Consider the following 12,091-nt stretch of genomic DNA (forward strand, 5'->3'; position numbering starts at 1 on the left):
CGACGATTGTGATGACGGCGGCGCGCGGAGAGGCGGCCGCACCCCGGAGCGGATCGTCCGCTCCGGGGACGATCGTCCTAGAGCCAGCCCTTGATGCTGCGCGTCATGGCGGCGACCGACAGGCCGTAGCGGTCGTGCAGGGTCGGCAGGGCACCGGCGTCCAGGAATTCATCCGGCAGGGCGATCTGGCGGAAGGCCGTCGGGAACACGCCCGAGCGCATCAGAAGGCCGGCCACCGCCTCGCCGAGGCCGCCGACGATCGTGTGGTTCTCCGCCACGACCACCATGCGGCCGGTGCGCGAGGTCTCCTTCAGGATCGTCGCCTCGTCCAGGGGCTTGATGGTCGGCACGTGCAGCACAGCGACGTCGACATTGTCGTTCGCGAGCGCCTCGGCGGCTTCGAGGGCCCGCATGGTCATCAGGCCGGACGAGACGATCAGCACGTCGTTGCCGTCGCGCAGGGTCTTGGCCTTGCCGAACTCGAACGTGTAGCCGTACTCGTCGAGGACGAGCGGGACGTTGCCGCGCAGGAGCCGCATGTAGACCGGGCCGTCATGGGCCGCCATGGCGGGCACGGCCTGCTCGATCTCGTGGGCGTCGCACGGATCGATGATGGCGATGTTCGGCATGCCGCGGAAGATCGCGATGTCCTCGGTGGCCTGATGGCTCGGCCCGTAGCCGGTGGTCAGGCCGGGGAGGGCGCAGACGATCTTCACGTTGAGGTTTTCCTCGGCGATCGCCATGCAGATGAAGTCGTAGGCCCGGCGCGCGGCGAACACCGCGTAGGTGGTGGCGAACGGCATGAAGCCTTCCCGGGCCATGCCGGCGGCCGCGCTGATCAGGAGCTGCTCGGCCATGCCCATCTGGTAGAAGCGCTCCGGATGCGCCTTGGCGAAGACGTGCAGGTCCGTGTACTTGGCGAGGTCCGCCGTCAGGCCGACGATCTCCGGCCGGGTCTCGGCGAGCGCCGCGAGGGCGTGGCCGAACGGGGCGGGCTTGGTGCGCTGGTCGGGCCCGGCGAGCGACGCGATCATCGCCGAGGTGGTGAGCCGCGGGCTGTCCGCCGTGCCCTGTCCGCCTTCCGCCTGTTCGCCCAGCCAGGCGGGACGGGTGTATTTCGAGCGCCTCATGATGTCCTCCCGGCGTCCAAGAGTTCGATGGCCTTTCGCCACTCGTTCGGCTCCACCCGCAGGAAGTGGTTGCGCTCGCGCTCCTCGAGGAACGGCACGCCCTTGGCCATCTTGGTGTCGCAGATGATGATGCGCGGCTTCTGCTCGGCCAGGTTCCTGGCCTCGTCGAAGGCCGCCACGAGGGCGTCGATGTCGTTGCCGTCGACGCGCTGCACATGCCAGCCGAAGGATGCGAAGCGCTCGGCCAGCGGCTCGAAGCCCGTGACCTGGGAGGCCGGGCCGTCCGCCTGCTGGTTGTTCACGTCGACGAGGCCGATCAGGTTGTCGAGCTTCCAGTGGCTCGCCGACCAGGCGCCCTCCCAGATCGACCCCTCGCCGAGCTCGCCGTCGGAGAACAGGCAATAGACGAAGGACTTCGACTGCTTGCGCTTCAGGCCCAGGGAGAAGCCCACCGCGAGGCCGAGGCCGTGCCCGAGCGACCCGCCGGTGATCTCCATGCCGGGCGTGTAGGCGGCCATGCCGGACATGGGCAGGCGGCTGTCGTCGGTGCCGTAGCTCTCGAGCTCGTCCTCCGGGATGATCCCGGCCTCGATCAGGGCCGCGTAGAGGGCGATCGCGTAGTGGCCGATGGAGAGCAGGAAGCGGTCGCGCTCCTCCCATTCCGGATCCTCGGGCCGGTAGCGCATGGCGTGGAAATACGACACCGCCAGCACGTCCGCGATGCCGAGCGCCTGGGCGATGTAGCCCTGGCCCTGGACCTCGCCCATGCGAAGCGCGTTGCGGCGGATGCGGTAGGCGCGGTCCGCCAGGGACACGTTGGACAGGGACGGCTGCGGAGCCCGTGGCGCCGCGTGGCTCGTGGTCATGAATCTCTCCCGTTGGCGGATCAGTGGATCAGCATGCCGCCGTTCACGTCGATGACGGCGCCGGTGACGTAGGCGGACAGGTCGGACGCGAGGAACAGGTAGGCTCCGGCCACGTCCTCGGCGTCGCCGAGGCGGTTGAGGGGAATGCCCTTCAGGATGTCCCGGCGCATCTCGTCGGTGAGCTTGCCGCCCGTGATGTCGGTCTGGATCAGCCCGGGCGTGACGCAGTTGACCCGGATGCCGTCCGGCCCCAGCTCCCGCGCCATCGCCTTCGCGAGGCCGAGCACGCCGGCCTTGGCGGCCGAGTAGTGCGGCCCGCCGAAGATTCCGCCGCCGCGCTGTGCCGAGACCGACGACATGCAGGCGATCGACCCGCGGCCGCGGGAGCGCATGTGCGGAATGAACGCCTGGCTCAGGTAGAGGACGCCGGTGAGGTTCACGTCGACGATGCGGCGCCAGCTCGCCCCGTCGATCTCCATGGTCTTCACCGGCTGGGTGACGCCGGCATTGTTGAGCAGGATGTCGACCTGCCCGAAGGCCGTGATGGCCTCGTCGGCGGCGCGCCGGCAATCGTCGAGGTCCGTGACGTTGCAGCCGATCCCGACGTGCTGCGGCCCGAGGGAGGCAGCCGCCTCCCTGGCGCCCGATCCGTCGATGTCGAGAATCGCCACCCTGGCGCCGTGGCGCGCGAAGAGGCGGGCGGTGGCGAGGCCGATCCCGCGCGGGCTCGCCGCGCCGGAAATGACCGCGGTCTTTCCTTCGAGTAGCATCGTTTCCTCCAGGGGAAGGGTCGTTCTTGTTCGTGTTGGAGGAATTATTTTCCGCATTGCGCGGGAGGACAAACGCGCCGTTTACACCCTCTGGTGAATCTGATTCACTCATCCGATGCTTCAGCAGGTTCCGCTCTCCTTCCTCCGGATCTTCGAGGCGGCTGGCCGGACCGGGTCGTTCCGGGCGGCCTCCGCGGAGCTCAACCTGACCCCGAGCGCGGTCAGCCACGCGATCCGCAAGCTCGAGCAGGCGCTCGGCATCCCGCTGTTCGACCGCGAGACGCGCAACGTGCGGCTGAGCTACGAGGGCGAGGCGCTGATGCGCCATGTCGGCCGGGCCTTCGAGGAACTGCGGCGCGGCATGGAGGTCGTGTCCACCCGCGGCCCCATGCTCCTGCGCCTGCACTCGGCGCCGAGCTTCGCCGCGCAGTGGCTGACGCCGCGCCTGGCGGCGTTCCTGAAACAGCATCCGGGCGTGGACGTGCGGCTTGCCGCCGGAACCGACTACACGCGCTTCACGTCGGACGAGTTCGACGCCGACATCGTCTACGGGGCGCCGCGCACGGAAGGGCTGATCGTCGTGCCTCTCGGGGAGGAAACGATCACGCCGCTCTGCGCGCCCGACCTCGCCGCGACGATCGGCACGCCGGAGGACCTGTACCACCATGTCCTGATCCAGACCGACAGCAAGCAGATCCAATGGGCCGACTGGTTTTCCGCGAACGGGCTCTCCGGACCCTCGCCGAACGGGAGCCGGTTCGACCGCAGCTTCCTGGCCATCGCGGCGGCCGCGGAGGGACTCGGCGTCGCGCTCGAATCCACCCGCCTGGCCGAGCGGGAACTCGCCTCGGGACGGCTGGTCATGCCCCTGGAGGGCCGGTCGAACGCGGTCCGGTATGTCGGCCACAACCTGGTGTTCCCGCGCTATGTCCGGCAGCGCCGCCCTTTGCGGGCCTTCACCGAATGGCTGGTGGCCGAGCTCGAGATCAAGTCCCCGATCCCGCTCGTCGGGACCTGAGCGGTGCTCGTGATACCGAAGTTCGCGACAGCGCGAGCCGGTGACGGCGCCGACAAGGGTCAGGTTCATTGACCTATACGCATTGATGATCCATCGGCTGTGAAAGCCCGCGACTTCACTGCTTGATATGGAGGAGTTCTTCCTAGAATATTCATTCCAAGAACATCGCAAGCCCGCACCAGACGGGCAGGACGAATGAACGGGGCCTGGAGGAAGCGCATGCTTGAAGGCGAGCGCGCGACGCGGACGTATCATCGGTCGGTGGCCGATCCGGATGGATCCATCCGGACGAACCATCCTGCCGACTCGCCGCCGTTCGGCCGGCTCATCGCGGATGTCCTATGAGACCTTGTCCCGCGAGTTCGTGCCCATGATTTCTCGCCCACGCCTTCCTGGAAGATCCGGCCCGGCGCCCTGGCAATGACGCGGACCGGTGCATGAATCCTCATCCCATTCGAAACGGCGCACGTCCATGCCGAGAGGAGGGCGGCGCCGGGGATCGATCAACCTCAAATGCGCGGCCCAACCGGGGCGGCTGCGCATGCCACCAGAGATCCCGGACTACGGAGGATACGAACGATGACCCTGTCTAGACGTGATCTGCTTCTTGGGACCGCCGGCCTTGCGGGCGCGGCGGGAACCGGGCTTCTGAATGCCGGGCCGGCCTTCGCGCAGGCGGCCGCCCCGCAATACAAGCCGGAGCAGGGCGCGACCCTGCGCGTGCTGCGCTGGACCCCCTTCGTGAAGGGCGACGAGGATTCCTGGCTCGCCAACACGAAGAAGTTCACCGAGGCGACCGGCGTCGAGGTGCGCGTCGACAAGGAGAGCTGGGAGGACATCCGGCCGAAGGCGGCGGTCGCGGCGAATGTCGGCTCGGGGCCGGACGTGATGCTCGTCTGGTTCGACGATCCGTTCCAGTATCCGGACAAGCTCCTCGACGTCACGGACATCGGCAACAGCTTCGCCAGCAAATATGGCGGCTATTATCCGGGTCCCGAGGGCTATGCCAAGCAGGGCGACAAGTTCATCGCGCTTCCGCTTGCGGCGATCGGCAACGGCATTCTCTACCGCGAGAGCATGATCAAGCAGGCGGGCTTCTCGAAATTCCCCGAGAAGTCGGACGAGTTCCTTGAACTGTGCAAGGCGCTCAAGGCGAAGAGCAAGCCGGCCGGGTTCGCGCTCGGCAAGGCGGTCGGCGACGGCAACAACTTCGCCCATTGGATCGTCTGGAGCCACGGCGGCAAGATGGTCGACGAGAGCGGCAAGGTGGTCATCAACTCGCCCGAGACGATCAAGGCGCTGCAATATGCCCGCGAGCTCTACCAGACCTTCATTCCGGGCACGGAGAGCTGGCTCGACATCAACAACAACCGCGTCTTCCTGGCCGGCGACGTGTCCGTGACGGCGAACGGCGTCTCGCTCTACTACTCGGCCAAGAACGACCCGAAGATGGCCGAGATGGCGCAGGACATCCGCTCGACGACCCTGCCGGTCGGCCCGGTCGGCCAGCCCGTCGAGCTGCACCAGACCACCTCGGCGGTGATCTTCAAGTACACGAAGTTCCCGAACGCGGCGCGCGCCTATCTGCAGTTCATGCTCGACAAGCCGCAGATGGACGCGTGGATCACCGGTTCGAGCGCCTATTGCTGCCCGCCTCTGAAGGGCCTGATCGACAATCCGGTCTGGACCTCGGATCCGGTCCACGAGCCCTACAAGCGGGCGTCGTCGACCCTGCGGCCCAACGGTTACGCCGGTCCGCTCGGCTATGCCTCGGCGGCCACGATGGCGGATTACGTCATGGTGGACATGGTGGCCGAGGCTGCCACCGGGCAGCGTACGCCCGAGGAAGCGGCCAAGCGCGCCGAGCAGCGGGCGAACCGCTACTACCGCGTCTGACGAACCTGAAGGGACGGCGTGCGAGCGCCGTCCCTTTTTCCTGTTGATGATGTTGGAGGCGCACCATGGTCGATGCCGCCCTTACCCGCGCCGGCGCGACGACTGCGTCCGCCCGCACGCCGCTCATGCAGAACAAGGCTTTTCTCGGCCTGCTCTTCATGCTCCCGGCGGCGCTTTTTCTTGTCGTCTTCCTGTCGTACCCGCTGGGGCTCGGCGTCTGGCTCGGCTTCACCGACACGCGCATCGGTCGCTCGGGCGTCTTCGTCGGGCTGGAGAACTACCAGCTGCTCTGGGAAGACAGCATCTTCTGGCTCTCGGTGTTCAACACGATCCTGTACACCGTGGTGGCGTCGATCCTGAAGTTCATGCTGGGCCTCTGGCTTGCGCTTCTCCTCAACGAGCATCTGCCGTTCAAGGCCTTCATCCGCGCCATCGTGCTCCTGCCCTGGGTGGTTCCGACCGTGCTGTCGGCCATCGCCTTCTGGTGGATCTACGACGCCCAGTTCTCGATCATCTCCTGGGCGCTCATGAAGATCGGATTGATCGATTCGCCGATCAACTTCCTGGGCTCTCCGAACAACGCCCGCGCAACGGTGATCTTCACCAATGTCTGGCGCGGCATCCCGTTCGTGGCGATCACGCTGCTGGCGGGCCTTCAGACGATCTCGCCCTCGCTCCATGAGGCGGCGACGCTGGACGGCGCCACCTCCTGGCAGCGGTTCCGATTCATCACCCTGCCCATGCTCTCGCCGCTGATCGCCGTGGTGATGACCTTCTCGGTGCTGTTCACCTTCACGGATTTCCAGCTCATCTACGTGCTGACCCGCGGTGGGCCGCTCAACGCGACGCATCTCATGGCGACCCTGAGCTTCCAGCGGGCCATCCCCGGCGGCCAGCTCGGCGAGGGCGCGGCCATCGCCGTGGCCATGGTGCCGTTCCTTCTCTCTGCCATTCTGTTCAGTTATTTCGGGCTGCAGCGCCGCCGCTGGCAGCAGGGAGGAACCGACGCATGACCTCGAGCGCCAGACCCGTCAGCCCTGCCGCCGCCGACGATACCGTCGGCATGAGCTATCTGAACCGCACGCCGCAAAGGCTGCTCACGGTTTACCTGCCCCTGGGCATCTTCGTGATCGTCCTCCTGTTCCCGTTCTACTGGATGACGATCACGGCCCTGAAGCCCAACGAGGAGCTGAACAACTTCCGCGACTACAATCCGTTCTGGCCGGCCAGCCCGACCCTGCAGAACATCAAGTATCTCCTGTTCGAGACCTCCTATCCGGGCTGGCTCGTCAACACGATGGTGGTGGCCATCGGGTCGACCATCCTGTCGCTCGCCGCGTCGGTGTTCGCCGCCTATGCGATCGAGCGCGTGCGCTTTCCCGGCTCGCGCTGGACCGGCCTTGCGATCTTCCTGGCCTATCTGGTGCCGCCCTCGATCCTGTTCATTCCGCTCGCCGTGATGATCTTCAAGTTCGGGATCTACGATTCGAAGCTTGCCCTGATCTTCACTTATCCGACCTTCCTGATCCCGTTCTGCACCTGGCTGCTGATGGGCTATTTCCGGTCGATTCCCTACGAGCTGGAGGAATGCGCGCTGGTCGACGGGGCCTCGCGCTGGCAGATCCTGACCCGGATCATGCTGCCGCTCGCGGTGCCGGGCCTCATCTCGGCCGGCATCTTCGCCTTCACGCTCTCCTGGAACGAGTTCATCTACGCACTCACCTTCATCCAGTCGTCGGAGAACAAGACCGTGCCGGTGGGCGTGCTGACCGAGCTCGTGCGCGGCGACGTCTACGAATGGGGAGCCCTCATGGCGGGGGCGCTTCTGGGCTCGCTCCCGGTCGTGCTGCTCTACTCGTTCTTCGTCGATTACTACGTGTCGTCGATGACGGGCGCCGTGAAGGAATAGGCGAGGGCGGCGACCTGTTCACGCCGACCTTTTCTCGTCATGGCCGGGCTTGTCCCGGCCATCCCGATTGTTTCGAGCGCGGTGCCCTTCCAATAGGGATCACCGGGACAAGCCCTGGGATGACGTGGAGGGTGAACGCCCTTTCCGGATGAGGCTCTACCCCGGCGGCAGGGGACGCGGGCGCGATCCGCTGTCGATCGCGACGAACGTGAAGATGGCCTCGGTGACCTTGATCTGCTCGTCGCCGTCGCGCGAGCGCCGCCAGGCCTCGACCTGGAACTTCATGGAGGTCCGCCCGGTGGAGATCAGGTCCGCATAGACCGAGACCTCGTCGCCCACATGGACGGGCGAATGGAACGCCATGCCGTCGACCGCCACGGTGACGCAGCGCCCTCGCGCCCGTCTGGCGGCCGCGTTGCCGGCGGCCAGATCCATCTGGGACATCAGCCAGCCGCCGAAGATGTCGCCGGCCGGGTTGGTGTCGGACGGCATGGCGATGGTGCGGATGACCGGCAGGCGTGCGTGCAACTCTTCCGGCGTCATGCTGCGTTCCCGTCGATGGGCCCTGCGGCGAGGAAAAGGGCCCCTTGCAGAAAAGGCTCCATGACGGTTCTCGCCATGGAGCCTTGCAGGATGCCGGAACCAGTGTGAACAGGCAATGCGGGCGGCCGCGCGGTCGCGGCCGCCGCTCAGGTTCTCGATCAGTTCATGGCGATGGACGACTTGCCGATGATCTCGGCCCAGCGGGCGGATTCGGCCTTCATCATGGCGGCGAATTCCTCCGGGCTGTTGCCGATCGGCTCCGCGCCTTCGTTCTCGAGCCGCTCGCGCACCACGCCGTTCTTGATCGTCTCGACCGTTGCGGTCCGGATCTTGTCGGCGATGTCCTTGGGCGTTCCCTTCGGCACCGCGAAGCCGTACCAGGCGGTGGCCTCGTAGGCCGGCCAGCCGCTCTCGGCCACGGAGGGCACGTCCGGGAATTTCTTGGCCCGGGTCTTCGACGTCACGGCGAGGACGCGGGCGTCATGGCTCTCGATCAGGCCGAGGACGGACGGGACCGTGGTGACCATGAAGTCCATGCGGCCGCCGAGGAAGTCGTTCAGCGCCGGGCCGGCCCCCTTGTAGGGCACGTGGACCGCGTCGAACTTGGCCTCCTGGGCCAGGAGCACCGTGGCGAGGTGGCTCGCCGAGCCGTTGCCGGCGGACCCGTAGGTCAGCTTGCCCGGGTTCTTCTGGCCGTACTCGATCAGCTCCTTGACCGTCTTGTACGGGGAGTTCTTCGGCACGACCACGACCAGCGGGGCGGCGGTGATCAGGGTCAGGGGATCGAAGGCGGTGAGCGGATCGATCTTGACGCTCTTGAACAGGTGCGGGTTGACCACCATCGGGCCCTGGTTGGCCATCAGGACCGTGTAGCCGTCCGGGGCGGCGCTGGCGGCCTGCTGCGTGGCGATGTTGCCGCCGGCGGATCCGTTGTTCTCGACGGTCAGGTTCTGCCCCAGCTTCTCGCTCACTCCCTGGGCGACGAGGCGCGCGATGGCGTCCGTGCCGCCGCCGGCCGCATAGGGGACGACGAGCTTCATGGGACGGGTCGGGAAGGCGTCCTGCGCGAAGGCGCCGCTAAAGGGCAGCGTGATCGTGGCCAGCGTGGCCAGGGCGGCGGAGCAGACGAGGCGGCGTGTGGGTGTCATGAGCGTTTTCTCCTCTTTGTTGTAGACCTTCCGGGGGCGCAAGGACAGCGCTTGCCGGGACGATGATCCTGCCTTCGAAGATGCGGCGGGCGGTGCGGACGAGGCTCGCCCGCGCGATCCGGCCGGACGGGTCGATGCTCAGATCGACCTCGATGCGGCCGCTCGGGTGCTCGACCGTCACCAGGGACGAGAGGGCGGGCGCCGCAAGATCGTGCGCGACGCTGCCCGGCAGCCGGCAGGCGGCGGCGACGCAGAGGGCGCCCGTGACCGCGTGGCCCTTGTGGCAGCGGCTCGCGTTCATGAGGTAGCGCGACGTGATCGTGCCGCCGTGGCGGGCTCGGGACAGGATGCCGACCTTGGGCACGACGCTGCCGGACACGTCGCCGAGGCCCATGCGCAGGCCGGCCTCGCGGCGGATCGTTTCGAGGCGGGCGAGCAGGTCGGCGTCCGCCTCGATCGCGTCCGGCGTCTCGTCGCCGGAAAGGCCGAGATCGCCCGCCGACAGGAGCACCATGGGCATCGCATAATCGACGAGGGTCACCGGAGTGTTGTCGATGAACTCGCGCTCCTGCCCGGTCGGCAGGAGCGCGCCGGTCTTGGACCCGAGGGCGTCGAGGAAGGTGAGCCGGACCGGGGCGGCGGTGCCGGGCACGCCGTCGATCACCGTCTCGCCCTCGTATTCCACGGCCCCATGAGGTGTCTGGACCACGGCCTCGACGGTGGTGGCCGTGTTGCGGTTGAAGATCCTGACCAGGGTCTCGCCCGCCTGCGCCGGCACCAGGCCGGCCTCGATGGCGAAGGGGCCGACCGCAGACAGCATGTTGCCGCAGTTCGGGCTGAAATCGACGAGCTCCCGGTCGGTGGCCACCTGGGCGAACAGGTAATCCACGTCGGCGTCCGGCCGGGACCCCGGGGCGATGATCGCCACCTTGCTGGTCATCGGGTTGCCGCCGCCGATCCCGTTCACCTGGAGCCCATGGGGGGATCCCATGGCGGCGAGGAGGAAGCGGTCGCGCTCGGCCGGGTTGGCCGGCAGGTCCGCTTCCAGGAAGAACGGCCCCCGCGAGGTCCCGCCCCGCATGAGCACGCAGGGGACTTCGAGGGCGTTCTTCTTCGATGTGGCGAACGGAAGTGACACAGCGAGATCCGGGTTTGTGGGTTGGCCATCCACACATCTCAAATCCGGAAACTGCTGTGAAATGCAAAGATCGGTGCTATTGATGCTCCATGAGCATCAATTTCGAAGCCTTGGACCTACGGGCCTTCGTGGCGGTCGTCGATCTCGAAGGATTCCACCGCGCCGCCGAGGCGCTGAACCTGTCCCAGCCGGCGCTCAGCCGCCGGATCCAGAGGCTCGAGGCCGCCGTCGGGGCGGCGCTCCTCGAGCGCACCACGCGGCGGGTGGCGCTCACGAACGTCGGGAGGGAATTCCTGCCGCTGGTGCGGCGCATGCTCGACGAGTTCGATTCGAGCCTGTTCGCCATGCGGGAGATCGGCCAGCAGCGGGGCGGGCAGATCACGCTCGCCTGCGTGCCCACGGCGGCGTTCTACTTCCTGCCCGGGGTCATCGCCCGCTTCAAGGAGCAGTACCCGAACATCCGGTTCCGGATCCTCGACCTGTCGGCCAACGAGGGGCTGGAGAGCGTGGCCCGCGGCGAGGTGGAGTTCGGCATCAACCTCCTGGGCGGGTCCGATCCGGAGCTGTCCTTCGAGCCCCTGCTGGAGGACCCCTTCGTGCTCGCCTGCCGGCGCGACCATCCCCTGGCGGCCAGGCAGACCCTGACCTGGTCCGACCTGGAAGGGCAGCCCCTCGTGGCGGTGAGCCGGAGCAGCGGCAACCGCATCCTGCTCGACGCCGCCCTGGTGCGGGCCGGCGTGCGCCTGAGCTGGTCCTACGAGGTGACCCACCTGTCCACGTCGCTCGGGCTGGTCGAGGCCGGGCTCGGCATCTCGGTGCTGCCGCGCCTCGCCACCCCGCAGGCCGAGCATCCGATCATCGTGACGCGGGCCATCGGGGACCCGGAGGTGTCGCGCACCATCGGGGTCGTGAGGCGCCGCGGCGCACGCCTGGCGCCCGCCGCCGAACGCTTTCTCGAAATGCTCCTCGGGACCTGGCGCAGCCCCGGCTAACGCGGCGGTCGGTTCAGCGCCCGATGGCCGCGCGGGCGGCCGTGAGAGCCCGCTCGCACGCGGCCCCGTCGCCGGCCTGATCGGCGGCGCGCGCCTGGGTCAGGGCCGCCAGGGCCTTCTCGTTCGAGGCCCCGTCTCCGAGCCGCGCCTCGGCCGTGGCGATGGAGCCCGGGGTGGGCTCGCGATGGTCCGTTGCGGCGGTGCTCTCAGCGCCCGTCCGGCCGGCGCCCGCGGTGGCGTCGATGCGCGCGTCGACCGCCGCCTGAACCCGGTCGATCTCCGCCCCGCAGGGACCCGCTTGGGCGGCCGGGGCGGCAAAGGCCGCCGCGAGAATCAGGACGGACGGCAAGCCCGTGATCCTGGCGCTTCCGATCCACTTCGATGTGACCATGGGACAAGCTCCTCCCAGCAGCGGATGACGGTGTCGGCGTCAGGAACTCCTGGAAGGCCGGCCTGTGCGCCCAGGACACCGCGAGGGTATTCTGAGCTTCCGAAGCGGAACCGGCAACAGGGTGCTGGGGCAGGGGCGGCACCATCCGGTTCGTTCTGTAAAACGAACATCACGCAGAGAATCTGACGGGCCGAGACGCGTTAGCGGGCCCTTCGGGGCCTCGATTTCAGGACAAAAAGAACATTCCTTCCTGGATCAGCCCTGGAAGAGAAGATTTTACTCGTCCGGCC

Annotated in this window: 12 protein-coding genes; 5 read left to right on the plus strand and 7 right to left on the minus strand. The window is 67.6% G+C overall.

Annotated elements, in window-relative coordinates; all coding sequences use genetic code 11:
- Positions 1-77: 77 nt before the first annotated feature.
- Genes HPT29_RS11380 through HPT29_RS11390 form a run of 3 tightly spaced genes read right to left on the minus strand, consistent with a single transcriptional unit; the run spans position 78 to position 2,766 of the window.
- Positions 78-1,130: a transketolase family protein gene (locus HPT29_RS11380; RefSeq protein WP_173950250.1), complete on the minus strand. Its 1,053-nt coding sequence runs from the start codon at positions 1,128-1,130 to the stop codon at positions 78-80.
- Positions 1,127-1,996: a transketolase gene (locus HPT29_RS11385; protein ID WP_173950251.1), complete on the minus strand. Its 870-nt coding sequence runs from the start codon at positions 1,994-1,996 to the stop codon at positions 1,127-1,129. The genes HPT29_RS11380 and HPT29_RS11385 overlap by 4 nt, the downstream gene beginning before the upstream one ends.
- Positions 1,997-2,016: 20 nt before the next feature.
- Entirely contained in the window at positions 2,017-2,766 is a 750-nt protein-coding gene (locus HPT29_RS11390) for an SDR family NAD(P)-dependent oxidoreductase (RefSeq protein ID WP_173950252.1), read from the minus strand.
- Between the two features lie 115 nt (positions 2,767-2,881).
- On the opposite strand from HPT29_RS11390, the gene HPT29_RS11395 reads away from it, so the two are divergent.
- The 4 genes from HPT29_RS11395 (at position 2,882) to HPT29_RS11410 (ending at position 7,589) form a co-directional block, all read left to right on the plus strand.
- Positions 2,882-3,784: a LysR substrate-binding domain-containing protein gene (locus HPT29_RS11395; protein ID WP_173950253.1), complete on the plus strand. Its 903-nt coding sequence runs from the start codon at positions 2,882-2,884 to the stop codon at positions 3,782-3,784.
- Positions 3,785-4,363: 579 nt separating this feature from the next.
- Positions 4,364-5,680, plus strand: a complete 1,317-nt coding sequence (locus HPT29_RS11400; RefSeq protein WP_173950254.1) for an ABC transporter substrate-binding protein — start codon at positions 4,364-4,366, stop codon at positions 5,678-5,680.
- Between the two features lie 65 nt (positions 5,681-5,745).
- Entirely contained in the window at positions 5,746-6,693 is a 948-nt protein-coding gene (locus tag HPT29_RS11405; RefSeq protein ID WP_173950255.1) for a carbohydrate ABC transporter permease, read from the plus strand.
- Positions 6,690-7,589, plus strand: coding sequence for a carbohydrate ABC transporter permease (locus HPT29_RS11410; protein ID WP_173950256.1), 900 nt, complete (start codon positions 6,690-6,692; stop codon positions 7,587-7,589). Before HPT29_RS11405 ends, HPT29_RS11410 begins: the two co-directional genes overlap by 4 nt.
- Positions 7,590-7,745: 156 nt before the next feature.
- Here HPT29_RS11410 and HPT29_RS11415 read toward each other — a convergent pair whose 3' ends face one another.
- From HPT29_RS11415 to HPT29_RS11425, 3 genes are all read right to left on the minus strand, one after another.
- Positions 7,746-8,132, minus strand: a complete 387-nt coding sequence (locus HPT29_RS11415) for an acyl-CoA thioesterase (RefSeq protein ID WP_173950257.1) — start codon at positions 8,130-8,132, stop codon at positions 7,746-7,748.
- A 158-nt stretch (positions 8,133-8,290) separates the two neighbouring features.
- Entirely contained in the window at positions 8,291-9,280 is a 990-nt protein-coding gene (locus HPT29_RS11420) for a Bug family tripartite tricarboxylate transporter substrate binding protein (RefSeq protein ID WP_173950258.1), read from the minus strand.
- Entirely contained in the window at positions 9,210-10,361 is a 1,152-nt protein-coding gene (locus tag HPT29_RS11425; protein ID WP_173950549.1) for a 4-oxalomesaconate tautomerase, read from the minus strand. Before HPT29_RS11425 ends, HPT29_RS11420 begins: the two co-directional genes overlap by 71 nt.
- 146 nt (positions 10,362-10,507) lie before the next feature.
- Here HPT29_RS11425 and HPT29_RS11430 point away from each other — a divergent pair, with 146 nt between their 5' ends.
- The gene (locus tag HPT29_RS11430) at positions 10,508-11,410 is read left to right on the plus strand and encodes a LysR family transcriptional regulator (RefSeq protein ID WP_173950259.1); all 903 of its coding nucleotides are present in this window, start codon (positions 10,508-10,510) and stop codon (positions 11,408-11,410) included.
- A gap of 13 nt (positions 11,411-11,423) precedes the next feature.
- On the opposite strand, the gene HPT29_RS11435 is transcribed toward HPT29_RS11430, so the two are convergent.
- Positions 11,424-11,801 (minus strand): hypothetical protein, encoded by a 378-nt coding sequence (locus HPT29_RS11435; protein WP_259060561.1) that lies wholly within the window; start codon positions 11,799-11,801, stop codon positions 11,424-11,426.
- Between the last annotated feature and the right edge of the window lie 290 nt (positions 11,802-12,091).

The sequence above is a fragment of the Microvirga terrae genome, from assembly GCF_013307435.2.
Classification (GTDB): Bacteria; Pseudomonadota; Alphaproteobacteria; order Rhizobiales; family Beijerinckiaceae; genus Microvirga; species Microvirga terrae.

What these genes read in the sequence shown, in the direction of transcription:
- HPT29_RS11380 (WP_173950250.1), bottom strand. Translation starts at nt 1,130, where the DNA reads ATGAGGCGCTCGAAATACACCCGTCCCGCCTGGCTGGGCGAACAGGCG.
- HPT29_RS11385 (WP_173950251.1), bottom strand. Translation starts at nt 1,996, where the DNA reads ATGACCACGAGCCACGCGGCGCCACGGGCTCCGCAGCCGTCCCTGTCC.
- HPT29_RS11390 (WP_173950252.1), bottom strand. Translation starts at nt 2,766, where the DNA reads ATGCTACTCGAAGGAAAGACCGCGGTCATTTCCGGCGCGGCGAGCCCG.
- HPT29_RS11395 (WP_173950253.1), top strand. Translation starts at nt 2,882, where the DNA reads ATGCTTCAGCAGGTTCCGCTCTCCTTCCTCCGGATCTTCGAGGCGGCT.
- HPT29_RS11400 (WP_173950254.1), top strand. Translation starts at nt 4,364, where the DNA reads ATGACCCTGTCTAGACGTGATCTGCTTCTTGGGACCGCCGGCCTTGCG.
- HPT29_RS11405 (WP_173950255.1), top strand. Translation starts at nt 5,746, where the DNA reads ATGGTCGATGCCGCCCTTACCCGCGCCGGCGCGACGACTGCGTCCGCC.
- HPT29_RS11410 (WP_173950256.1), top strand. Translation starts at nt 6,690, where the DNA reads ATGACCTCGAGCGCCAGACCCGTCAGCCCTGCCGCCGCCGACGATACC.
- HPT29_RS11415 (WP_173950257.1), bottom strand. Translation starts at nt 8,132, where the DNA reads ATGACGCCGGAAGAGTTGCACGCACGCCTGCCGGTCATCCGCACCATC.
- HPT29_RS11420 (WP_173950258.1), bottom strand. Translation starts at nt 9,280, where the DNA reads ATGACACCCACACGCCGCCTCGTCTGCTCCGCCGCCCTGGCCACGCTG.
- HPT29_RS11425 (WP_173950549.1), bottom strand. Translation starts at nt 10,361, where the DNA reads ATGCGGGGCGGGACCTCGCGGGGGCCGTTCTTCCTGGAAGCGGACCTG.
- HPT29_RS11430 (WP_173950259.1), top strand. Translation starts at nt 10,508, where the DNA reads ATGAGCATCAATTTCGAAGCCTTGGACCTACGGGCCTTCGTGGCGGTC.
- HPT29_RS11435 (WP_259060561.1), bottom strand. Translation starts at nt 11,801, where the DNA reads ATGGTCACATCGAAGTGGATCGGAAGCGCCAGGATCACGGGCTTGCCG.